This is a genomic window from Ornithinimicrobium sp. INDO-MA30-4, assembly GCF_021535045.1.
Lineage (GTDB): Bacteria > Actinomycetota > Actinomycetes > Actinomycetales > Dermatophilaceae > Ornithinicoccus.
Genome location: NZ_CP091056.1, coordinates 2,441,390 through 2,461,913, shown reverse-complemented (window position 1 = coordinate 2,461,913; position 20,524 = coordinate 2,441,390). Strand labels below are relative to the sequence as shown.

Here is a 20,524-nt window from a genome sequence, read left to right as displayed (position 1 = left end):
ATGAGCAGCGACACTTCTTCCGTGATCACCCGAACAGACGTGCAGCGTATGCGCGTGCTGGCGGCAACCCAGGTCTGCCCCAGTTTTGTGCGGATCACCTTGACCTGCGCAGACTCGACGCCGTTTCACGGGCAGGGTTTTGACCAGTGGCTTCGGCTGTTTATCCGGCGTGAAGACCAAGCAAAGCTGTCATTGCCCGAAGGTCCGTGCGAGGGCTGGTACACCCGCTGGCAAAAGATGGATGAAGCCATCCGGCCAGTGGTGCGCAACTACACGATCCGCGATGTTCGCTATGCCGCGAACAACGTTGAGGTCGACATCGACTTCGTCATCCACCGCAACCCGGTCAGCGGCGGAGTCGAAGGCCTAGCCGCCCAATGGGCGCTGCGCACCTGGCCCGGCGATGAGGTCGGCGTGCTCAACCAGGGCCTGATCTTTGACGCGAGTCGAGCCACGGGGCGCGATGTGCTGCTATTGGCCGATGAGACCGGGTTGCCGGGCGTCGAGTCAATTGCTCGTTCACTGAGCGGTGCCGCGTCGGTGCGAGCCATCCTCGAGGTGCCCACGCTGCAGGACCGGCGACCGCTGATCGATGCCGTCTCCGGTGGGCAGATGGATGTCACCTGGCTAACCCGCGATGACCTGCATGCTCGTCCGGGTAGCGCCATTAAGGCGGCCTTGCCGCAGATCACCTGGCCTGCTGACGGGTATGCCTATGCCACCGGCGAAATATCGATGACTCGTGCAGTCCAAAAGGCAGCCGACACGGCAGGAATGCCTGATGGGCAAGCCCGGACCTGCGCATACTGGCGTCCCTCGCGAAAGCGCGGCTAGCCCCGGTCTCACGACGGTGGGGAACTCTCATCTCCATGCGGCACGATAGAGGCATGACTGAAACGCACCCTGCGCACTGCTGGCTCACCGACATGGATGGCGTGCTCGTCCACGAAGAGCACGCACTGCCCGGCGCTGCCGACTTCATCGCTGAGTTGACCGCGACTGGGGCGCGGTTCCAGGTGCTGACCAACAACTCGATCTACACCCCGCGTGACCTGCAGGCCCGCCTGTCAGCCAGCGGGATCGAGTTGCCCGAAGAGTCCATCTGGACCTCGGCGCTGGCGACCGCGGATTTCCTGTCGACGCAAAGCCGAACGGCTCCGCCTATGTCATCGGCGAGGCCGGACTGACGACGGCTCTGCACGATGTCGGCTATGTGCTCACCGATCGCAACCCCGACTATGTCGTGCTCGGCGAGACACGGACCTATTCGTTTGAAGCCATCACCCGCGCTATTCGCCTCGTTGAGGCTGGCGCGCGACTGATCGCGACCAACCCTGACCCGACCGGCCCCTCCAGCGAAGGCTCACTGCCGGCGACTGGTGCGGTGGCGGCACTCATCACTCGTGCCTCTGGGGTTGAGCCATATTTCGTGGGCAAGCCCAACGCGTTGATGATGCGCAGTGCGCTCAACCGGATCGACGCTCATTCCGAGAGCACAATCATGATCGGCGACCGGATGGACACCGACATTCGCTCGGGCATGGAGGCTGGCCTGCGCACCGTGCTGGTGTTGTCTGGCTCCACCAAAGAGAGCGAGGTCGACCGCTTCCCCTATCGCTCGACCTGGATCAAGCCCTCGATTGCCGAGGTTGTGCCACTGGTTCGCGAGTTGGCTGGTCAGTCGCACCTGCTGCCCTGAGGCCCACTGGTATCTGTCAGGCTGCAGTATGACCAGCGACCTGCACGGCTTGCAGCAAATGTTCGCTAACTTTGGCGAAGACATGGTCAGAACAGCACCTTTGTATGCGCGGCTGGCCCGATCTGCAGCGCAAGACCGCGAGATCGCTGGCTTGTTGCTGGCCAACGACACCCCGATCTGCGGGTCTGTGCCTTGCTGTTCGCGGCTGTGCACCACGAGATCCTGCTCGACCTGACGGTCCCGATTGCCGCCTGGTATCGATCGGTGACCGCCGAGCCTCGCGATGATGACCCGTGGCCGACGTTTCGTGAGTTTTGCCTGGAGCGATCAACGAGCATCCGCCACACGATTGCCACGCAGACCACACAAACAAACGAAATCGGCCGCTGCGCCGTGCTTTTGCCGGTGCTCAAGATCGTCGCTGACGAAGTTGGGCCGCTTAGCCTGCTTGATGTCGGCACCAGCGCCGGGCTGAACCTCAATCTGGACCGCTATTCGTATCGCTACCAACCAGGCGGCGGACTCGATCCGGCCGATGGCATTTCCAGCGCAATTTTGCCGTGCAAGACCAACGCTGAGACACCAGTGCCTGCGGCGATTCCGATCATCAGCGGTCGACGCGGTCTTGATCAGTCTCCTGTTAATGTCCGCGATCCGGCTCAGGCGAGGTGGCTGCAGGCGTGCGTATGGCCAGAAAAGCCCGAGCGCTTCACCCGCTTGGCGGCGGCGTTGGAGATTTCCCGTGAGCACCCACCTCCGGTGTTTGCCGGAGATGCCATTGACGATGTTGCTGCGCACGCTCGGGAGGCAGCGCGCGAGGGCATCCAGTCGTCCTGAACTCCTGGGTGCTCAATTATCTTAGCGGGACGCAACGCAACGCATACCTCCAGCAGTTGGATCTGTTGGGCACCCAGATGGACCTGACCTGGGCCTTTGCCGAGTCGCCGATCGCATAAATTCGCTCGATTCGCATGTTTGGACGTGCGAATCGAGCGCACAAGTGCGAATCGCACTGGCGGTGTGCGCCGCTGATTCGCCTACCCGCCCGCTTGTCACGCTCTCGCTTGTGTCACCGGTCTGAGGTAGAACTGAAAGAGTGAATTCACGCATTTGGCCACGGTGGCCCATGATCGCCGCGCTCAGCGGCGCACTCGTCGCGGCCAGCGTCAGCGGTGGCGCATCAGTGGCCCAGGAAGCACCCACTTCGGACCGGTATGTCGTGACGTTGGCTCAGCCGTCGCTCGGCGCGGCCGAAGCGGGATTAGCCCCAGCCGCACAAGCGCCGGTCACGAGCGATGCCATCACGCAGCAGCAAGATGCCGTGCTCAACACCGTCGACGCGGAGCCGGTGCACCGCTATGACACGGCCCTCAACGGCTTTTCGGCGGAGTTGTCGACGGCCGACGTGCTGGAGCTAGGCACCGATCCGAGAGTTGTCTCCGTGACACCAGTTCGCACGTTCGTCCCGCAACAGGACGTCGACGCAGACCCGGGCACCGACACCAACGACTCCCCGAGCTTCCTCGGGCTTGACGAGCCCGGCGGAGTGTGGGACCAACTCGGGGCATCAACGCAGCCGGCGCTGACCAGGTGATCGGCGTGATCGACACCGGCCTGGCCTGGGACAACGCCTCCTTTGACGCCACCGGCATCTCGGCACCTACGGGCTTTAGCGGCATTTGCGACTCGGCCGACCCCACCGGATGGCCAGCCAGCGCCTGCACTAACAAGATCCCCGGGGCCGGTTATTTCGCGGCAGGCGCCCTCTCTGAGGGGCCACTGGCCGCTGGCGAATCACTCAGCCCCTGGACACCGGGAGCCACGGCACGCACGTCGCCAGCATCGCCGCGGGTCGCTCGCGCTTGGCCAGCACCAACGAAACGATCAGCGGCATGGCACCCGCGTCCTCGGTCGTGCCCTACAAGGTGTGTTGGCAGGTCGTCGGCACCCTCGGACAATACGAAGCGTGCGCCGAAGACGACATCCTGGCTGCTGTAGATGCTGCGGTTGCCGATGGCGTCGACGTCATCAACATGTCCCTCGGTGTGCCTGGCGATGACGGCTACAACAACACCCCTTATGACGAGGCGATGAAGGTCGCCGCGGCCCAAGGCATCTTTATTGCCACGGCTGGCGGCAACTACGGCCCCGCTGGCAATCCGCGCAATCGGTCTGTCAGCAATGGGATGCCATGGGTGGCGACGGTCGCTTCAGCCACTCACCGCCCTTCTGGCGCTCTCGGCAACATCACGAACACCTCATCGCGTGGCCCCGTCGACGAATTGGCGGAAAGGCAGAACCTGTTGAAACCAGACCTGGGCGCGCCAGGGGCCTTCGTGCGGGCTGCGGTCCCCGGCGGAGATGATGAAAAATCAGGCACCTCGATGGCTTCACCGCACGTGGCCGGGCTAGGCGCCTTGATCATGCAGTTCCACCCCACCTGGTCACCGATGGCTGTCCGGTCGGCGATGCAAACGACGGCCAGGTCCTACCAGAGCACGAACGCGCCGTTTGCTGGCGGCAGTGGCTACGTGCAACCGCGCTCTTTCCTTGAGCCTGGACTGATCTTCGACGCTGGCCCCGCTGACTGGGATGACTTTGAGTCATCGCTGACGACTGGGTACCAACTCAATACCGCTTCTATCCAGGTCGGCAAGTTGCCCTCCTCGGATATCCGCACTGTGACTCGCACGGTGACGAACGTCGGGTCGACCACGCAGACCTACACCGCTGCATACTCTGGGCCCTCGTCGTTGGCCGTTGGCTTCTCGCCGCAGTCATTTGAGATCGCGCCAGGGGCAACCCAGCAAATAGAAATTCGGTTGGCTAACATGTCGGCCTCACCCACAGCATGGCAGTCGGGTTTTATCACCTGGACCAGCCCAAGCGCAGCCGACGTGCGCATACCTGTGGTGGCTCGAGGCATGCAGGCTAAGCCGGAGGTAGAACGTTGGGGTGGAAACAACCGATTCGAGACCGCTGCTCTGGTTGCCGATGAGTTCCCGGGGCCTGTCGAGACGGTCTACCTGGCATCGGGGCTGACCTACGCCGACGCCTTGGCTGGCAGCGCCCAAGCCGCAAATGGCCTGGTTCCGGCCACCATCACCAGCAATGGCGAGCCAGCACCGATCTTGCTCACAAAACCTGGTGAAATCCCCAGCGCAACGGCCGCCGCACTAACCTCCCTCAACCCGTCCAACGTCGTTGTCTTGGGCGGTCAGGCATCGGTCTCAAACACAGTCCTCAACCAATTGACCGCTCAGGGGTATGCGGTGGAGCGGGTTGCTGGAAACGACCGTTACGACACCGCTGCCGAGATTGCGCTGCTGAGCGACCCGGGCATACCGGTTGCCTACATCGCAAATGGTGGGGATGCCGCCTTTGCCGACGCGCTCACTGGCTCTGCCGCAGCCGCGCGCGATGACGGAGTGGTGCTGCTCACCGAGAAGGACAGCGTCCCGCAGGCAACACTTGATGCGTTGGCCGCTCTGCAGCCTGAGCGCATCGTTGTTTTAGGTGGGCCAAACAGCGTTTCCTCGACGGTCGAAACCACGGTAGGAGCCGACGATCGCTTCGCTGGCTCAAACCGCTATGGCACGGCGGCGCTGGTGGCCCGCAGCTTTGATCCACAGGTTTCGCACGCCTATGTGTCGTCTGGTTCACGTTGGCCCGATGCGCTGGCGGGCTCGGTGAAGGCTGGATCGCAGGGCGCTCAATGCTGATCACCCCACAACCCGAGTTGTCCGGTGTGATTGAGACGGAGTTGGACACGCTATCTCCACAGAACGTCACGGTGCTCGGCGGCACAACGTCAGTGTCTCAGGCCGTTGAGGACAAGCTGAATGCCAACTACCCCCGCTGGCGCGCTGAATAGCCCCACTCATACATGTGCGTCAGTTAGCGGTGGGGCCGCCAGAGCGTTAACGCGGTCGAGGTCGACCGGCGCGTGGGCCGCTTGCCCTGCCGCATCGCCTCAATCTCGCCGCTAATCCCAGCAGCGAAGACCCGCTCCCCCAAGCCCAGCGCGTGACTCATGGTCTCGTTCGCCAGGCTCAACTCAGACACCCGCGCCTGCAGCGCTGCCACCTGATTTTCCAATTCAAGAATCCGCTGGATCCCCGCCAGGCTGACGCCTTCTTGCGAGAGTCGCTGAACTTCGCGCAGTCGGTTCACGTCCTGGAACGAATACCGCCGACCCCCGCCCCGGGTCCGCTTTGGCGTGACCAGGCCCAACTTGTCGTACTGACGCAACGTTTGCGCATGCATACCGGCGAGGTCTGCAGCGATGGAGATGACATAGACGGGCGCGTCTTCGTCGATTTCGCCGTGGTTGCGCATGCCGTCACCTCCTTGGTGTCGCTCGGTGGTCTATCTCATCGGGAACGGGCCGGTCAGCGCAACCTTCTGCGCTAACCGGCCCGAATCAAGCTATTCGCTCGCGCGGCTGAAAACCTCGGCCCGCGGGTCAAAACCCTCGTCCGCAGCCTGCAGGACTTCGACTGCCGCCTGGGTCTCATCGGTGAGCCGTTGTGGCACCACCACCGAGACCTTGGCCAGCAGGTCGCCCGTGCCCTTCGACGTGGCTACCCCTCGGCCCTTAGCCGAAGCGAGCGCCCCGAGGGCGTGCCCGGCGCGACCTTGACCTTCACCTTGGCACCATCCAACGTTGGCACGCTGACGGTTGCGCCCAGCGCGGCCTCGGCAAACGTGACCGGCAGGTCAACCAGCAGGTTGTTGCCGTCGCGGCTAAACACCGGGTGCGACGTCACCTTGATCGCGAGCAGCATGTCGCCACGCGGGCCGCCACCTTCGCCAGGTGAGCCTTTGCCGCGCAGTCGAATTTTCTGTCCGTCTTTGACCCCGGCTGGGATCTTGGCGGTGATGCGCTCGGAGTTGGGGCCAGTCACCGTGACGGTGTCGCCCAAAACGGCCGAGCGGAACGACAGGCTGGCGCGCGCTTCAACGTCGCGACCTGGCTGCGGTCCGCGGAATCCTGCCCCGCCACCAAAGCCTGGCCCGCCAAAACCGGCCTGGCCTCGTCCGCCGCCTCCGGCGAATCCGCCGAGCAGGTCTTCGAGGTTGATGCCCTCGGCGCCACTGAACTGCTGGCCGCCACCACGGGCCTGTCCGCCGCCAGCGTTGCCAAACATCTGCGAGAAGACGTCATCGAAGCCGCCACCGGCAGCCCCGCCGCCACCAGAGGTGAAACGAGCGCCACCGCGCGACATGGATCGGATGCCGTCGTATTGCTGACGCTCTTCGGGATCGGAGAGCACCGCATACGCCTCGCCGATCTCTTTGAAGCGGTCTTCAGCGGCCGCATCGCCAGGGTGATTATCCGGGTGGAACTCACGCGCTAGCTTGCGATAGGTCTTTTGATGGTCGCCTGATCGGCGTCCTGGGCGACCCCGAGGATCGCGTAGAAGTCTTTATCGAACCAGTCTTGACTCGCCATCTGTGCGGGTCACCTCCTTTGCCTGAAGTATGTCGGTGGGCTGGCTTGCGCGCCTGCCCTGGTGTGACGACACGAGGGGTCCCAGCGTGTGGAACCCCTCGCGTCGCATACTGCTGCGGTTGATCAGGATGGGTCAGCAACCGCCACGCGTGCCGCGCGGACGATCCGCTCACCAACCTTGAAGCCTGGCTGCATGACCTGGACGATGGTCGTCTCGGTCGTGCCTTCAGGCAGGTCGGCCTCGGGGAGGTGCATCAAAGCTTCGTGCAGTGCCGGGTCGAAAGTCTCGCCCTGCTCGCCGAAGCGCTCAACACCAAACTTGCCCAACGTTGCCTCGAGCTTGTCTGCGATGGCCGCAAACGGACCCTCAGTCAGATCGCCGTGCTGACGTGCTGAATAGATGTCATCCAGCACGGGGATCATCGACTCAACGACTGCGCTCGTGGCCAACTGGCGGTCACGGGCACGGTCGCGGTCAACGCGCCGCTTGTAGTTCATGTACTCGGCTTGGAGCCCACGCAGGTCTTCGAGCCGGGAGGCAGCCAACGCCGCGTCGGTGTCGCCCAACAACTCGTCCTCGTATGAGGTGTCGTTGCCATCTGCGGGCGGCCCGTCGGGGTCAACCTCGTTGTCGACTACTTCAGCGTCGACAACTTCCTGCTCTTCAGCGGACTGCGCGTCGGGCGCGGTGGGGTCGAGGTCGTCGGCCCCACCGTTGCCCTGGCTCACGTCGCTCACTTGGTGTCTTCGTCGTCGACAACCTCAGCGTCAACAACGTTCTCGTCAGTGGCGGACGTGTCTTCGGTGCCTGCCTCAGCCTGTGCGTCGCCAGCCTGAGCCTGAGCGGCCTCGGTCATCGCGGCGCCCATCTTCATGCTCTCGTTGTTGAGGGTCTCAACCTTGGCGTTGATGTCCTCAACCGAAGCCTCGGACTCGGGCTTGAGTGCGTCCTTGAGGTCGTTCAGCGCGGTCTCGACCGGGTCCTTGGCCTCGGCGGGCAACTGCTCGCCGTTCTCCTCGAGGAACTTCTCGGTCGAGTAGACCAACTGCTCGGCGGTGTTGCGTGCCTCGGTCTCTTCGCGACGCTTCTTGTCCTCTTCGGCGTGTGCCTCGGCGTCGGCAACCATGCGCTCGATCTCGTCCTTCGGCAGCGCGGAGCCACCGGAGATCGTCATGGACTGCTCCTTGCCGGTGCCACGGTCCTTGGCGGATACGTGCACGATGCCGTTGGCGTCGATGTCGAAGGTGACCTCGATCTGGGGGCCGCCACGCGGGGCCGGGCTGATGCCGGTCAGCTCGAAGTTGCCGAGCGGCTTGTTGGCCGTGGCAATCTCGCGCTCACCCTGGAAGACCTGGATGCTCACACTGGGCTGGTTGTCAGCAGCAGTCGTGAAGACCTCAGAGCGCTTGGTCGGGATGGCGGTGTTGCGCTCGATCAGCTTGGTCATGATGCCGCCCTGGGTCTCGATACCGAGACCGAGGGGGTCACGTCGATCAGCAGCACGTCCTTGCGGTCGCCCTTGAGGACACCGGCCTGCAGGGCTGCGCCAACGGCGACAACCTCGTCAGGGTTAACGCCCTTGTTGGCGTCCTTGCCGGTCATCTTCTTGACGATCTCCGCGACGGCGGGCATACGGGTGGAGCCACCGACCAACACGATGTGGTCGATCTCGCCAACCTTGATGCCGGCGTCCTTAATGACCTGGTCAAGGGAGCCTTGGTGCGCTCCAGCAAGTCGGAGGTCATCTTCTCGAACTGTGCGCGGGTCAGCGTCTCGTCCAAGTGGATCGGGCCGTTGTCGCTCATCGAGAGGTACTGCATGGAGATGTTGGTGCTGGTCGAGGACGACAGCTCCTTCTTGGCCTGCTCTGCGGCGTCACGCAGACGCTGCATCGCGATCTTGTCATTCGACAAGTCGGTGCCAGTGGAGTTCTTGACCGTGGTGAGCAGGTGCTTCATGATGCGCTCGTCCCAGTCGTCACCACCGAGCTTGTTGTCACCGTGGGTGGCGCGGACCTGGATGGTGGCGAAGCCGTCATCGGCGTCCTTACCAACCTCGAGGAGGGAAACGTCGAACGTTCCGCCACCGAGGTCGAAGACCAAAATCTGCTCGTCTTCCTTGCCCTTGTCCAAGCCGTAGGCCAGTGCAGCGGCGGTCGGCTCGTTGACGATACGCAGGACCTTGAGGCCAGCGATCTCGCCGGCGTCCTTGGTGGCCTGACGCTCGGCGTCGTCGAAGTATGCGGGGACCGTGATGACTGCGTCAGTCACGTCTTCGCCCAGGTATGCCTCGGCGTCGCGCTTCAGCTTCATCAGCGTGCGAGCGCTGATCTCCTGTGCGGTGTAGGGCTTGCCGTCGATCTCAGTGGACCAGTCGGTGCCCATGTGGCGCTTGACCGAGCGGATGGTGCGGTCAACGTTGGTGACGGCCTGGCGCTTGGCGATCTCGCCAACCAGAACCTCACCGTTCTTTGCGAAAGAGACAACGGAGGGGTCGTGCGGCCACCCTCAGCGTTGGCAATGATCTCCGGCTCGCCACCGTCGAGAACGGCGACAGCGGAGTTGGTGGTGCCGAGGTCGATACCTACTGCACGTCCCATGAATCAATCACTCCTGTATGTCATGTGGCCGGGTCCGTCGCCGGTTGCCCTAGCCGCTGGTGCGGGTTGATGTAACTGCACTCAACTTTGCTCATGCGGCTGAAGTTTGTCAAACCCGCAGTCACGTAAGTTGAGTTCACTATGCTCAACTCTTGGCTGGGTGGGTTTGTTCCCGGGGTATTTGCCGAATTTCGGAGCTATTGAGAACTCCGGGTCGCCAAGATGACACGATGGCGGTTCAGCTGGCCCTGCGCCACGCAACCTGACGTCGACACCGCCTTGCCGGGGCATCGAGCTGAGCCTCTTGCCGACCTCCTAGCTGCGGCCCCAACTGCATGGCAGCCATTGCCGGCTTTTAGTCTTTGAGGGTGGGTCATAGGTTGAGTCCTCCGCCGATGAGAAGCATGCGTAGGCGGTAGTTCTCGAAGTTGGTGAGGCCTCTGTCGATGCGGCGGTGGAGCTCGATGAGGACGTTGATGGCCTCAGTGCCGCCGTTGGTCGCGGTGGTGTCGAAGTAGGCCAGGAACGCTTCTTTCCAGGCACGCAGGGTCCGGCCCAGACGTGCAATTTCGGGGACCGGGCAGGTGGGAAACGAGTTGATGATCCGCTCGGCGATGGTGCGGCCGGTTTCCTTGTCGGGGTGTCTGTAGGCCGAGCGCAGTTCTTGGGCGCCTTGCCAGGCCAAATCGACCTCGCCGTGGGCTTCGCCGGCGGCGAACGCCGGGGCGATGCGGGCGCGCTGCTTGTCGGTCAGGTTCTCTTGTGGGGTGTCGAAGCACGGGGCATCGACCAACCTGACCACCCGCCTGCTGTGTACCTGCGCCGCTACCCCGCAGGCCGGGCAACCGGCCGGGACCGGCGCGGACTCGATGGTCACGGTGAGCAACTCCGGCTCACGTCGAACCGCAGTCACGGGTAAACCGTCTAGGCCGACGAAAAGGTCGCAGTAGCTGCAGTACGTGCCTCCGATGCTCCGGGCACGACAACGAGAAGTAGGCTCAGACACATCGAGGCCCTTGGCGATCAGGAGAGATACGAGTCTCTGACCCTCGACCTCGACCTCGACCCGCCAACGCATCAGCGCGGCCCCTCACCCAACCCTCAAAGACGAAGAGACTACAACAGCATCCACCCTGTGGAAGGACCTGCGGCCTTCGACCTCAGCAACCGCGTGCTGGCTGGAGAATCGCTTGGTCCGCGAATTCACCTAGGGCGCGATCACAACCCGCGGCGAGAGGTCCTTAATCCACACGACTTTGCGCCAACTACTTTGCGCCCCCGTAGCGCGAGGACCCCCCATGCCGATGCGCTCGTTTTAGTGCAAGGGGAGACCAGCTTTGTACATCCATGTGGCCGAGTTGCATCGTCCTCCCACACTTCGACCTTATTTATGGTCAAGGCCTTGTGGCCTGAGCGGACATCCGACGAGGTTTCTATGAGTTCATCTCGGATTGCCAACTGCTTCAGGATATCGTTACTCCACAGGCATTACCCACTCCACCAACAGGGGAACCACCTTGAAGAAATCGATGACTGCGCTCGCAGCGACAGCCTTGGTGTTGTCGGCCTGCAGCGAAGATGCCCCTGAAGTGACCGCCGCTACGGAGACGGTGACAATCGAGGCACCAGCCCCAGAGGAAGCCGCTTCGACAACCGTGGCTCCCGAGCCGGCAGCAGAAAGTACCGAGGAGCCCGAGCCGACCACCGAGGAAGCCGCGGAGTCTGAAGATGATTTCGGCGACTCAGAGACTTCCGCCCGCGGCAACCTGATCAAGGAGGTCGGCCAGGTAGCAGGCATTTACGACGTTGACACCGACGAGTCCATCGTGAACTTCAAGCTGCTGGAGGTGGAGAAAGGCGTCGACTGCACGTCCGGCTTCTCTGATGCTCCCGCCAACGGCCAGTTCGTGGCGTTCACTTTCGAGGTTGAGACGTTCCCAGCCCTGGCCGAGGACATAGAACCGTTCTACGGCTCCTTCGCGATGAACTCGTTCTACCTGACGGCTTTTTCTGACGACGGGGTTCTCCAGAACGACATCGACGGAAACTCCTGGACCTGCCTGGACCCCGCTGACGAGCTTCCTTCCGAAATCGGCCCGGGCCAGAAAGCCACCGGCAAGGTCGTGATCGACACGTCGCTGCAATCGGGTGTCCTGGTCTACACGCCGACATCGTTCGGCAACGCCGCCGGCTGGGAATGGGAGTTCTGAGATACGCGAAGGACAGAACGTGTTGCAGCTACTCCTAAACGTCGCAGGGGCGCAAATGCCGCCGTTTGTTGGACTGGCTGCGGGCAGGGTCGCTCAAAATGGCGGATAGAGGCGGCTGAATGGCACCATCGCAGCGAAGAGCGGAGTTAGTAGTCGTACGAGAGCGGCGTTTCGGCGACTCTATATCTAGCCGTGGGCACGGCTCGACGCTCGCATCAGGGGTGATCATCGGTAGTCTGAGGCGTAAGTGAACTGCTTGGCATTCTGGAACTTCGTGTCGTTTTAGCATCTTGAGGTGGACACGCGCTTTTTGGCCGGATAGCACACGTCAAGCTCAGGAGCAGCGACGTGATGTCGGTGCACGCTAGCGACTGCATGGTCGACTTCAGAGCACGCCTTGATAGCAGACTCCGCGCGATATCGTTGAACGGTTCATCACAGGCGGCAGTTGTGCGCATCTGAGTGAAGAATCTTTCGAAGCGCTAAGAATGCGCGTCGCGACGAATTTCCAGATATATCCAAGCCAAATCTTCGTCGTTGGCTCTGCCAGCCAGGATTCTCTACTGCCCCTGGTAAGCGTTGGACTATGTTCCCTGAAGGAGCGATCTTGATGTCGCGATCGTTTCCTCAGAACTGTACCGGCAGCGTCATACCCTTGTAGCAACACTCCTGGTCGGTGGGGGTCTGGCGTGGAGGGTCTGGATGGGTGCGCGGCGGGCGTTGACGTTTGCGGATGGAAATATCGACGGGGTGCAAGGCTGGGTGGAAGGTCAGGGCGATCGCGATGAATCTGGTTAGGTGCCCCTCGGTGATCAGTCGTGAGATTCGCCGGAATAGCTATAAGCATGCGGGGTATCAGTCCATGCGCGCCGATTGTGAGGCTGAGCGGCGGCGGGCACGTCCTCAGGTAGGCAAAATTTCTGCAGACCCGGTCCTGCAGGCTCGTCTGCTGCCCGATCTGAAGTTTGGCCGGTCCCCTCGTGCTATCGCTGGCCGGTTGGGTGCTGAAGCGAAGGAGGGTTGAAACCACGCTTAGGCCCCCACAGGGGCATGCTTGCGGGTGAGTCACGAAGCTGTTATGCCTACGCGTTATGCGATGCCCGGTCCGAGCTGATCCGGCACGGGATCCGGTTGGACTCCAAACACACCCGCCGGTGTCCCCTTGGTGGCCGACTTGCGACGGAATGCTTGACGCACGGGTGGCTGAGCCCACCAACGACTGAGTTGCATTAGTCCAGCAGGAAATCACTCATCGCTGCTGTGAGCGTGGCATCATCCACCCCATGCCATTCGCCAGGGAGCGTCTGGCTGACGCCTTGGGGCATGGAGTCGGCCAGTTGAGCCGCCCAATCCAAAAGCGGTGGGGCCGTGTGATCACTGGCCATCACCAAGGCGGGGGCCTCAACCACCTCGAAGCGCGAGGCAGGGGTTCCCGCGAGGAACGTCAACTCATGAACGATCGTGCGAGCATTCCTCAAACTCTCACCGGTGAGCGGCCCCATTTGGCTCAAAACCTCCTCCGGTATGCCGACGATCTCGACGTTGAACCACCGGTGGCGGCTTCAACATCAGCATCGACCCGACGCTGCGCCTCTCTGGCCAGCGCATGCTCGTGGTCAGACTCAAGATTCAGCGGCGGCTCAAGCAACGCGAGCCGCCGGATCGGCAGCCCGGCCTCGGCCGCTAACAGCGCAAGGGTCGCTCCCGAAGAGAAGCCATAGATATCCACGGGGCCACCGCCAACCAAGCCGATGACGGCGGCAAGGTCTTCAAACTCCCGCTCCACCGCATACGGCTGATTGTTTCCGCTGTCACCTTTGCCCCGCCGGTCATATCTCCACACGCTGAACCGCGCGGCCAAAGCCGCTGGCAAAGTCGGCTGCGGCGATGTCGCCCGGGACGCCCCGACGCACTCGATCATGACCAGCGCCGGGCCGTCGCCCTGCCTACTCCAGGCAATCTCAGTGCCATCGTCCGAGGTGACAAACCCAGTGGACATTCGCTCTCCTTAAGAAGTGGCACAAGTGTCCAATTACCCCGGCACCTCGCTCCAACATCGTGCGCCTCACCGATACCGCAGTCAACGATCGGCTGCGCCGAGTGCCCCACTGTCAGTGCTCAGCGATACGGTCGGCAACAACGAGACGAGGAGCTAGGCATGCCAAAGATCACCCTGAACAACATCGAGTTGCCGGCCACAGACTTGGACGTCGCCAAGCAGTTTTATGAGGACGCGTTCGGCTGGTCCTTCATTGACTACGGACCCACGTATGCCGCCGCCCAGTTGCCGGGAATGGAGATTGGGTTTAGCACCGACGCGTCCGTTGCCGCTGCTCCGCCATATGGAGCAGAAAGCTCAACAGGCCCACTGCTGCTCCTACAAACCGCAGATCTCGGCGCCGCCTACAGGACTTTGACAGAAAAGAAGCAACCATCGTCACCGAGCCATTCGAGTTTCCGGGCGGGAGTAGGTTTCACTTCCGCGACCCGAGCGGCAACATCCTGGGCATTTACACACTCTCCGAATTGTGAGGCGCTGAGTCAGCCGATTCCACACCACCCGGCACCGACTTGAGGGTGTGGCCCACGGCTTGTGCGCCGTACCGCCGTCATCGCGTCGATCGACCGGTTGCTCCGACCTAGAGGTTCAGTCCTGCAACTGCTTGACCGTCCCCAACGGCACTCCCAGCGAAGCATCCGGGAAGCGCTGACGCATCTCCTCGATCTGTGCCTGTATCTCAGGGGATGCGTTCCTCTCCTTCGCGATCTTCTGCTGCTTGGCGAAATAGCCCGAGAACTGCAGATCCTTGTGGAGTTCGGCTTGCCAGAGATCGCCAACCCCAAGGGCAAAAGCCCATCCGGTGAGCGGGTGCACTCGGCCCGCGCGCCACTCGGCTTCAATTTCATCCTGATAGGTCGGCAGCCAGCCGCGCATCTCTTCGCCATCGATCAGCAACTGCCGGCCATATTCGGTCGGCCGGATCAGCAGCCACCTAAAGCTGTACACGGCCACCAACGCGAAGAGCACGGGCATCCCCACCAGGTAGAGGACGGTGCTGCCGTCATATAGCGGAACCGTCATCATCCCTACCACGCTTGAAACCATCACGGCCCAAAGGAGCAGCCACATTGCCCGCCATCCCTTGTTTTGCGATGGTTCAAATGTCAGCAATAAGTCAGCGCGGGGGACGCCAATGCCACGTTTAAGTAGCCGCTTCTTGGCATCCTCGCGCCAGACCGGCCAGAGCAACTGCTGGTGAGCCAACTCGCTAAAGTTCGTGCCAGTCCCCCGGTCAGCAAGACCTCGGTTTGCGCTAGTGCCGCGTCGATCTGCTCCCGCTCCTTTTCACTTGAAGCGTCGAAGGCCTCTCCCTTGCGGACGTAAAAGTGGCCCTGACCATTCGGCTCCACCAGGATCTTGTGATCTGCTGCCAGCGACGCCAGATAGGTCAAGTGCACGCGAACGTCGGCTGCCCCTTGGCGCGCAGCCACGAACTCCCACGGCTGACCTTCCGGCAGACTCGGCGTCGCGCCGTTGGGCAACGAGGACGGCTTGCCCAACGGCAGCCCGGCGCCCCTGGCCAAGAGCCACATGACCAGAACCGTGGCCCAGGCGGCGACCAACGAGAGACCCATGGCGGTCAGAATCTCGGACCAAGGCCGCCCGCCGATCGCTTCAATCTCTTGGTAGGACAAGTCCGAGCCGACTTCCGTTGGCCGAACCCGCATGAACAAAGTCACTGAGACCACCAGCCACGTCAGCCAAAGCGAAGGCGCAAGCCAGCGAGAAGATTGCATGCGCCCATCATGCCCGGGGTATGCGCTGGTAGGCCACTTCTTCGCGACCACAGGGCAGTTCGTCAGTTGGTCAGTGCCGCAAGGGCAGCTAACTGTCTGCCGATGACAAATTCGAAAAGAGAAAGCTCACTGGCCGGAATGCCGTTTGACGACGCCGCAGTCCGCCACTCCCCGACGGCGCAAACAACCCTGGAGATAATCTCGTTCGCTTGACCTTTAGACAGTCGACACATCGAAGCAAAGTCCTGCAGGGCAGAGACCTCCGCCTCTGCGCTGGCCATGCCAAGAATGCCGGTCACCCGTTGCCTGCTCAGATCGGGGTTGGGGTTCACATCAAACATAGGACTGAGCTTCCACCCTCCGCTTTGGCGAATGAAGCCATGGTTGCGTAGATGGTCATCAGTGTTGTGAACAGCCACATTGAAAACCACCCGAGCGAACAACTCCGCTAGGTCTTCCCTAACCGCAGCACCAGTCTCAGGAAGCGTCTCAGCGATGTCCGCGTAGTCGCGCTCGTCTCCATCACGCGCTCCAGTAGCGTCATTGCGCTGACATAGCCCACGCGAGCGCCGCCAGCAGCACGGTCGAAGCGCTCAAGAAGCAAGACTTTGCGGGCCCCAACGCTGGCCAGGCGATTGTTCGGCACGCTCAGCCCGCACGCACGGGCCATGTCGAGCATTGTTTTCTCCCACGCCATGGCGTCCCACTGGTCATCGGCATGCGGGAACTTCGCGACCAGCAGGCCCCCATCGTCTGCGCGCACCGACGCCTTTGGCCCCGCGCCACCCAGCGACCCCGATCCTGCATCGAGTAGATCCTTGATGGCGGAAAAGTCGGTGATAGCGCCACTGCGACTGACTGTGTCGGCTGATGCCAGCAGTCGCGGGAGGGACACAAGCTTGGGAACTTCTGCGCTGGGGCTGAGGAAAGGCCCTCGCCGTCACTAAAGCGCAGGTTTCCTTGCCGAGTCGCGTCATTGACCGCGGTCAAGTAGTCGACGTCCGTTATTGTCGGCAACCGTCGATCGCTTTGAAGTTGCAAACTGCGACGCCGCTTGTCGATCAAATTACGCCCCCACCGGTCGGGTGCGCTGTCGGAGAACGCTCCAGGCAACCCCTCGACGTATTGCTGCCCGGATTGACGTACTAGCCCCGGGTCCAGGTCATACCCATCAGGATCGACGAGAAAAGATGAGTCATACACGAAGGTTGTGCTCACGCCAGCACGGCCAGAGGTGAAGTATGCGACTCCCGAACGGACCGCTCGACCTCTGACTTCAGCATGAACGACCAACTGCTTCAATGCCGCACTCGCCTCGGCAGGGCAGCCGCAGCTCGGGCTCGCCCGAGGTCAGTTTGATAGGGGTCGAGAGCATCAACCACGCGGTCAAGAGCGCCCAGCGCGCGCGCCACCCCCAGCACAGTTTCGAGCGACACTCCCGTGTCACCGCGTTCGAGGCGACGCAACGTGTCCCGCGAGATATTCGCACGCTCGGCAACCTGTACTGCGGTGAGGTTTTAGATCCGTCGCCACCGAACTGACCTGAGCTTGCGGATGTACGTGGTTTTCAAGGGTTAGCTGATCGTCCGCTTATCGGTTGGGGTTTTTGGTGTCCGCCGGTGGCTGTAGTTCTTGGCTCTGGGTAGCGTCGTCCGTGCGTTGGACCTTCACGACCACGTCGGTGTCGGATTCTTCTGTCGTGGCGTTCAGGGGATTCCCTGAAGGGATTTCTTGGTTCCTTCGTTGATTTCGTAAGCGAGGTTGTGGGCGACGTTTCTTCTGGCGCTTTGGTACCGAGCCACGTCGCGAACTACTCCTGGCTGAAGGGTTCGCAGAAGGTCTGGGAGGCCACCGCCTGAGAAGGGGCGGTCGTTTGCGGCAGCGTGGAGACCTACCTCAGCATTTGTGCGCTTGTCTTCGGGCGGTTGCGCTTTGTATTCGCGTAAGAAGTCGCCCCCAAAGCCACGACCGTCCATCCCTTTAACTTTGGCGATGAGTGTCGCCGCCTCCGACGAGGACACTTTGGTCGCTGTCCAATCGCGATGGTTGGTATCCAGCTGAATCTCGAGGTTCACGCTGTGGTGCCAGAGCTTCGTGTTGCCGAGGTAGAAGTAGACGCGGTCTTCGTGGTCGACGGCCACGATCGGCGGACCTGCTGGGTCACTGTCCTTGGTGAACGTATAGAACGTGGTCATCGCGTACCTCTCTTCCCTCTCAACTCTATGCCTTTTCCCTGATGGGGACACCGTGGAAGTGGCCGCTGGCCTTGGTGCTGTCTGACTGCTCAGGGCGATAGATGGCGCCAGCCCTGAGGGGGTTGGCACACGTTCGGAAGCAGCAATGCACCGTTTGGTTGCCTCGCGGCGTGCTTGCCGCGAATGTTACGAGGCGCGGGTGATTTCGTAGTCTCCGTGGATTTCTTCTTTGACGCTAATGGGCAGCGTCGAGTGGATCTGAACTTCGACTACTCGTTGTTGTGGTGTTCGGGCGATGAGGTGCCCGCCCTTGTAGGAGTTACCGCTGAGGAAGGAATCTTTGATCTCGACGGGTTCCCACCGTGCGTGGGGATGGACGGCCAGCAGAGCGGCCGACATTGGGCCCAATAGCGACCGGCTGATGAACGCTGCGGCGGTTGTCGCCAGTGCGACTGCGAGCGCATCGCGTCAGACTTGGTGAGTTGAGTCCAACGCCCCGGCAATGGAGTGGAATGCCTCCGTGACATGCCTTAATGCAGCAGATACAAGGCATTACTGTGCGAAGACATCAGCCGAATGCGGTTCAGATCAGCACCAGCAAAGCCCCGCCGCGCAATCCCGACACCGCCACGACCAACACCAACGTCGCCAACCGACTGATCCCCCACAGCGCGCTGAGATCACCTGTGGGCCGTCCCGCCCGCAGCGACGCAACAAAATCGCCGATTAGATAGACCGCCAACAAACCCGTGGTCACCACCAGCACGACCATGGCAACCCCAGCGGCAGCGCCCGCAACGAGCCACACGGCGGCAAGGGTCACCGTCGTCTCCAACACAAATCCCCGGCGACGAACAGCCAAGCAGCCCCCGCCGACGATGCATACTGTCGGAAAACCTCCACATACTCCTCGTCGTCCGGGCTCAGCCAAACTTCACCGTCGCCCAAATCCACGTGTGGCGGCGCCTCCATCCGCACCCGCATCGCCCGGGCCGGGACCCCAGCGGCCAGTCCCGCCAAGTAGTGGCCCACCTCGTGCACGATCACTGCGACCCAGATCGCCAGGGCCGCATACCCGATCACGGCAAGCACCTGCGTCACCATTCCGTTCCTCCGCTGAACCCCTGAGACCAGCAGACTAGCCCAGCCGAGCCAACAGTTGAGCGATCCGGATCTGCGCCTGAAAGCTCTGCGACATCTCCTCAGTGGAGTGAAAGTTCAGCACGACATGCGCCTGCTGATTGGGGTAAAAGAAGAGGTGGGTTCCCATGACGCCAAGGTGTCCAACTGGCTGCGGCAGCCAACGAAGCAGCGGGAAGAATTCGCCAAACTTCAGGGTCATGCTGCCCGCTCCATAGTGAATGCCGCGACGCATCCGGTGTCGCACGTGCAGCATCCTCCTCGAGGCTCTCAGCTCTGACAAGACGGCCATCGTGCAGGGCTGCCTGAAACGCCACGAAGTCTTGGGCGGTCGTCACGATTCCGCCACCTGCCCAGTCAACACTGACGCGGTGTGCCCGGCTGAGTTCGTGTTTGCCGAGCCAGAGCGGAGACACATCGAGCGTGCTCAAATCATCGGGTATGACGGTGGCGTCGTATGGCGTGCTCGTGCGACTCATCCCTAGCGGGCTAAAGATGCTGCTGCTCAGCGCGGTAGCGAAGCTCTCGCCGCGGGCTTCCTCGATGATGCGGCCGAGCAAGATATAGCCGGTGTCCGGGCGCTCGCACCAAAACCTGCGGCTGCGGCATACCGTCTCGGCGCCGGGCAGCCTTCTCCAACCAGGCGCTCACTCGTCGTTGCTGAGCATCCGATGGCGTGGTTGGCATACCGCTCTCTGTGTCTATCGGACCTAGCCATGCGGCACAACGCCTAGTCGCTGCCGATCTCTCGATCTAGATTGAACCTATGGATAGCAAGGAAGCCGACAACCTCGAGGCCACCGAGCCAAAGGCTGGCCTACGAGAGTTGTTTTCCTATCTTCGTGGGCATAGCCGGGTGCTCATCATTGTCGTCGTCATCTCGATCTTCGGGGCTGCCTTGAGCCTGGCTCAGCCGGTGATGGTCAATCGGGTCATCACAGCGGTTGGGGTCGGTGAGGCAATCTCCGGATCAGTCATCGTGCTGGTTGCCTTGGTGATCGGCTCTGGCCTGCTGGGCGCATTGCAGCAATATCTGCTGGAACGCACCGCTGAGGGCGTCGTCCTCGATGCGCGCCGACGATTGCTACACAGTCTTTGAGGTTGCCGATCGCTGAGTACGACAAGCGGCGAACCGGTGACCTGGTTTCGCGCGTGGGCTCCGACACCACGTTGGTACGCGCCGCGCTGACTGGCGGTTTAGTCGACGCGTTGGGTGGTGGTCTGGTTTTTATCGGGGCACTGATCGCGATGGCTATCCTTGACCTCCTGCTTCTCGGCATCACGCTGGCCGTCATCGCGATTGCGGTGGTCGCGGTCGTGGTCGCCAGTTCGCGGATCCAGACTTTGACGAAGGAATCGCAAGAAGCCGTTGGCCGGGTTTCGGCTGGTGTGGAGCGCGCGCTGTCGGGCATTCGCACTATCCGCGC

General features: G+C 62.1%; 21 protein-coding genes and 9 pseudogenes. 12 read left to right on the top strand and 18 right to left on the bottom strand.

The window, feature by feature from the left end; all coding sequences use genetic code 11:
- The 7 genes and pseudogenes from L0A91_RS14890 (at position 1) to L0A91_RS14855 (ending at position 5,573) form a co-directional block, all read left to right on the top strand.
- Complete coding sequence (locus tag L0A91_RS14890; RefSeq protein WP_235245131.1) at positions 1 to 834, top strand: siderophore-interacting protein; 834 nt, start codon at positions 1 to 3, stop codon at positions 832 to 834.
- Positions 835 to 926: 92 nt separating this feature from the next.
- Positions 927 to 1,699: pseudogene (locus L0A91_RS14885) on the top strand (HAD-IIA family hydrolase).
- Positions 1,700 to 1,727: 28 nt separating this feature from the next.
- Positions 1,728 to 1,934 (top strand): hypothetical protein, encoded by a 207-nt coding sequence (locus tag L0A91_RS14880; protein WP_235245130.1) that lies wholly within the window; start codon positions 1,728 to 1,730, stop codon positions 1,932 to 1,934.
- Entirely contained in the window at positions 1,892 to 2,536 is a 645-nt protein-coding gene (locus L0A91_RS14875) for a DUF2332 domain-containing protein (RefSeq protein WP_235245129.1), read from the top strand. Before L0A91_RS14880 ends, L0A91_RS14875 begins: the two co-directional genes overlap by 43 nt.
- A 259-nt stretch (positions 2,537 to 2,795) precedes the next feature.
- A complete protein-coding gene (locus L0A91_RS14870) occupies positions 2,796 to 3,293 on the top strand; it encodes a protease inhibitor I9 family protein (protein ID WP_235245128.1) in 498 nt (165 codons plus the stop codon).
- A 268-nt stretch (positions 3,294 to 3,561) separates the two neighbouring features.
- On the top strand, positions 3,562 to 5,421 hold the full coding sequence (locus L0A91_RS14860; RefSeq protein ID WP_311197859.1) for a cell wall-binding repeat-containing protein: 1,860 nt from the start codon (positions 3,562 to 3,564) through the stop codon (positions 5,419 to 5,421).
- Positions 5,415 to 5,573 (top strand): hypothetical protein, encoded by a 159-nt coding sequence (locus L0A91_RS14855; RefSeq protein WP_235245127.1) that lies wholly within the window; start codon positions 5,415 to 5,417, stop codon positions 5,571 to 5,573. Before L0A91_RS14860 ends, L0A91_RS14855 begins: the two co-directional genes overlap by 7 nt.
- A 23-nt stretch (positions 5,574 to 5,596) precedes the next feature.
- Here L0A91_RS14855 and L0A91_RS14850 read toward each other — a convergent pair whose 3' ends face one another.
- From L0A91_RS14850 to L0A91_RS14830, 5 genes and pseudogenes are all read right to left on the bottom strand, one after another.
- A complete protein-coding gene (locus tag L0A91_RS14850) occupies positions 5,597 to 6,037 on the bottom strand; it encodes a heat shock protein transcriptional repressor HspR (protein ID WP_235245126.1) in 441 nt (146 codons plus the stop codon).
- Between the two features lie 90 nt (positions 6,038 to 6,127).
- A pseudogene (locus tag L0A91_RS14845) lies at positions 6,128 to 7,154 on the bottom strand (DnaJ C-terminal domain-containing protein).
- 123 nt (positions 7,155 to 7,277) lie between these two features.
- The gene (grpE, locus tag L0A91_RS14840) at positions 7,278 to 7,892 is read right to left on the bottom strand and encodes a nucleotide exchange factor GrpE (protein WP_235245125.1); all 615 of its coding nucleotides are present in this window, start codon (positions 7,890 to 7,892) and stop codon (positions 7,278 to 7,280) included.
- Positions 7,889 to 9,754 (bottom strand): annotated as a pseudogene (gene dnaK / locus L0A91_RS14835) (molecular chaperone DnaK). Before dnaK ends, grpE begins: the two are co-directional and overlap by 4 nt.
- Before the next feature lie 373 nt (positions 9,755 to 10,127).
- Positions 10,128 to 10,514 (bottom strand): annotated as a pseudogene (locus tag L0A91_RS14830) (transposase); the annotation flags it as partial.
- A 769-nt stretch (positions 10,515 to 11,283) separates the two neighbouring features.
- Between L0A91_RS14830 and L0A91_RS14825 the strand changes: the two are divergent.
- The 3 genes and pseudogenes from L0A91_RS14825 to L0A91_RS14820 all read left to right on the top strand — a co-directional run bounded on the left by L0A91_RS14825 (position 11,284) and on the right by L0A91_RS14820 (position 12,988).
- The gene (locus L0A91_RS14825; protein WP_235245124.1) at positions 11,284 to 11,964 is read left to right on the top strand and encodes a hypothetical protein; all 681 of its coding nucleotides are present in this window, start codon (positions 11,284 to 11,286) and stop codon (positions 11,962 to 11,964) included.
- Between the two features lie 733 nt (positions 11,965 to 12,697).
- A pseudogene (locus L0A91_RS20115) lies at positions 12,698 to 12,751 on the top strand (hypothetical protein); the annotation flags it as partial.
- A 21-nt stretch (positions 12,752 to 12,772) separates the two neighbouring features.
- Positions 12,773 to 12,988 carry a hypothetical protein gene (locus tag L0A91_RS14820; protein ID WP_235245122.1) on the top strand — a complete coding sequence of 72 codons (216 nt, stop codon included), beginning with the start codon at positions 12,773 to 12,775 and terminating at the stop codon, positions 12,986 to 12,988.
- A 205-nt stretch (positions 12,989 to 13,193) separates the two neighbouring features.
- Here L0A91_RS14820 and L0A91_RS14815 read toward each other — a convergent pair whose 3' ends face one another.
- Positions 13,194 to 13,475, bottom strand: coding sequence for a hypothetical protein (locus L0A91_RS14815; RefSeq protein ID WP_235245120.1), 282 nt, complete (start codon positions 13,473 to 13,475; stop codon positions 13,194 to 13,196).
- The gene (locus L0A91_RS14810; protein ID WP_235245118.1) at positions 13,472 to 13,963 is read right to left on the bottom strand and encodes an alpha/beta fold hydrolase; all 492 of its coding nucleotides are present in this window, start codon (positions 13,961 to 13,963) and stop codon (positions 13,472 to 13,474) included. Before L0A91_RS14810 ends, L0A91_RS14815 begins: the two co-directional genes overlap by 4 nt.
- A gap of 159 nt (positions 13,964 to 14,122) precedes the next feature.
- On the opposite strand from L0A91_RS14810, the gene L0A91_RS14805 reads away from it, so the two are divergent.
- Positions 14,123 to 14,539 carry a VOC family protein gene (locus tag L0A91_RS14805; RefSeq protein WP_235245117.1) on the top strand — a complete coding sequence of 139 codons (417 nt, stop codon included), beginning with the start codon at positions 14,123 to 14,125 and terminating at the stop codon, positions 14,537 to 14,539.
- A gap of 72 nt (positions 14,540 to 14,611) precedes the next feature.
- Here the strand turns inward: L0A91_RS14805 and L0A91_RS14800 are convergent, their stop codons facing one another.
- The 11 genes and pseudogenes from L0A91_RS14800 to L0A91_RS14750 form a co-directional block, all read right to left on the bottom strand.
- Positions 14,612 to 14,998, bottom strand: a complete 387-nt coding sequence (locus L0A91_RS14800) for a hypothetical protein (protein ID WP_235245116.1) — start codon at positions 14,996 to 14,998, stop codon at positions 14,612 to 14,614.
- Positions 14,999 to 15,129: 131 nt separating this feature from the next.
- A complete protein-coding gene (locus L0A91_RS14795) occupies positions 15,130 to 15,762 on the bottom strand; it encodes a hypothetical protein (protein WP_235245115.1) in 633 nt (210 codons plus the stop codon).
- 62 nt (positions 15,763 to 15,824) lie between these two features.
- A pseudogene (locus L0A91_RS14790) lies at positions 15,825 to 16,525 on the bottom strand (type II toxin-antitoxin system HipA family toxin).
- Between the two features lie 535 nt (positions 16,526 to 17,060).
- A pseudogene (locus L0A91_RS14785) lies at positions 17,061 to 17,267 on the bottom strand (helix-turn-helix domain-containing protein); the annotation flags it as partial.
- A 201-nt stretch (positions 17,268 to 17,468) separates the two neighbouring features.
- The gene (locus tag L0A91_RS14780; RefSeq protein WP_235245113.1) at positions 17,469 to 17,957 is read right to left on the bottom strand and encodes a hypothetical protein; all 489 of its coding nucleotides are present in this window, start codon (positions 17,955 to 17,957) and stop codon (positions 17,469 to 17,471) included.
- Between the two features lie 186 nt (positions 17,958 to 18,143).
- Positions 18,144 to 18,356 carry a hypothetical protein gene (locus L0A91_RS14775; RefSeq protein WP_235245112.1) on the bottom strand — a complete coding sequence of 71 codons (213 nt, stop codon included), beginning with the start codon at positions 18,354 to 18,356 and terminating at the stop codon, positions 18,144 to 18,146.
- A gap of 184 nt (positions 18,357 to 18,540) precedes the next feature.
- Positions 18,541 to 18,780, bottom strand: coding sequence for a hypothetical protein (locus L0A91_RS14770; RefSeq protein WP_235245111.1), 240 nt, complete (start codon positions 18,778 to 18,780; stop codon positions 18,541 to 18,543).
- A complete protein-coding gene (locus L0A91_RS14765) occupies positions 18,777 to 19,049 on the bottom strand; it encodes a M50 family metallopeptidase (protein WP_235245110.1) in 273 nt (90 codons plus the stop codon). Before L0A91_RS14765 ends, L0A91_RS14770 begins: the two co-directional genes overlap by 4 nt.
- Positions 19,050 to 19,095: 46 nt before the next feature.
- The gene (locus L0A91_RS14760; protein ID WP_235245109.1) at positions 19,096 to 19,353 is read right to left on the bottom strand and encodes a hypothetical protein; all 258 of its coding nucleotides are present in this window, start codon (positions 19,351 to 19,353) and stop codon (positions 19,096 to 19,098) included.
- Positions 19,354 to 19,360: 7 nt separating this feature from the next.
- Positions 19,361 to 19,657, bottom strand: a pseudogene (locus tag L0A91_RS20110) (serine hydrolase); the annotation flags it as partial.
- The gene (locus L0A91_RS14750; protein ID WP_235245107.1) at positions 19,587 to 19,784 is read right to left on the bottom strand and encodes a hypothetical protein; all 198 of its coding nucleotides are present in this window, start codon (positions 19,782 to 19,784) and stop codon (positions 19,587 to 19,589) included. The gene L0A91_RS14750 and the pseudogene L0A91_RS20110, both read right to left, overlap by 71 nt.
- A gap of 79 nt (positions 19,785 to 19,863) precedes the next feature.
- On the opposite strand from L0A91_RS14750, the pseudogene L0A91_RS20105 reads away from it, so the two are divergent.
- A pseudogene (locus tag L0A91_RS20105) lies at positions 19,864 to 20,513 on the top strand (ABC transporter transmembrane domain-containing protein); the annotation flags it as partial.
- Positions 20,514 to 20,524: the final 11 nt, after the last annotated feature.

Excerpts from the sequence above, each read along its gene's own strand:
- L0A91_RS14855 (WP_235245127.1), top strand. The coding sequence starts at position 5,415 with ATGCTGATCACCCCACAACCCGAGTTGTCCGGTGTGATTGAGACGGAG.
- L0A91_RS14775 (WP_235245112.1), bottom strand. The coding sequence starts at position 18,356 with ATGTCGGCCGCTCTGCTGGCCGTCCATCCCCACGCACGGTGGGAACCC.
- L0A91_RS14880 (WP_235245130.1), top strand. The coding sequence starts at position 1,728 with ATGACCAGCGACCTGCACGGCTTGCAGCAAATGTTCGCTAACTTTGGC.
- L0A91_RS14810 (WP_235245118.1), bottom strand. The coding sequence starts at position 13,963 with ATGTCCACTGGGTTTGTCACCTCGGACGATGGCACTGAGATTGCCTGG.
- L0A91_RS14805 (WP_235245117.1), top strand. The coding sequence starts at position 14,123 with ATGCCAAAGATCACCCTGAACAACATCGAGTTGCCGGCCACAGACTTG.
- L0A91_RS14760 (WP_235245109.1), bottom strand. The coding sequence starts at position 19,353 with ATGCTGCACGTGCGACACCGGATGCGTCGCGGCATTCACTATGGAGCG.
- L0A91_RS14850 (WP_235245126.1), bottom strand. The coding sequence starts at position 6,037 with ATGCGCAACCACGGCGAAATCGACGAAGACGCGCCCGTCTATGTCATC.
- L0A91_RS14780 (WP_235245113.1), bottom strand. The coding sequence starts at position 17,957 with ATGACCACGTTCTATACGTTCACCAAGGACAGTGACCCAGCAGGTCCG.
- L0A91_RS14800 (WP_235245116.1), bottom strand. The coding sequence starts at position 14,998 with ATGCCCGTGCTCTTCGCGTTGGTGGCCGTGTACAGCTTTAGGTGGCTG.
- L0A91_RS14825 (WP_235245124.1), top strand. The coding sequence starts at position 11,284 with ATGACTGCGCTCGCAGCGACAGCCTTGGTGTTGTCGGCCTGCAGCGAA.
- L0A91_RS14890 (WP_235245131.1), top strand. The coding sequence starts at position 1 with ATGAGCAGCGACACTTCTTCCGTGATCACCCGAACAGACGTGCAGCGT.
- L0A91_RS14795 (WP_235245115.1), bottom strand. The coding sequence starts at position 15,762 with ATGCAATCTTCTCGCTGGCTTGCGCCTTCGCTTTGGCTGACGTGGCTG.
- L0A91_RS14750 (WP_235245107.1), bottom strand. The coding sequence starts at position 19,784 with ATGCCAACCACGCCATCGGATGCTCAGCAACGACGAGTGAGCGCCTGG.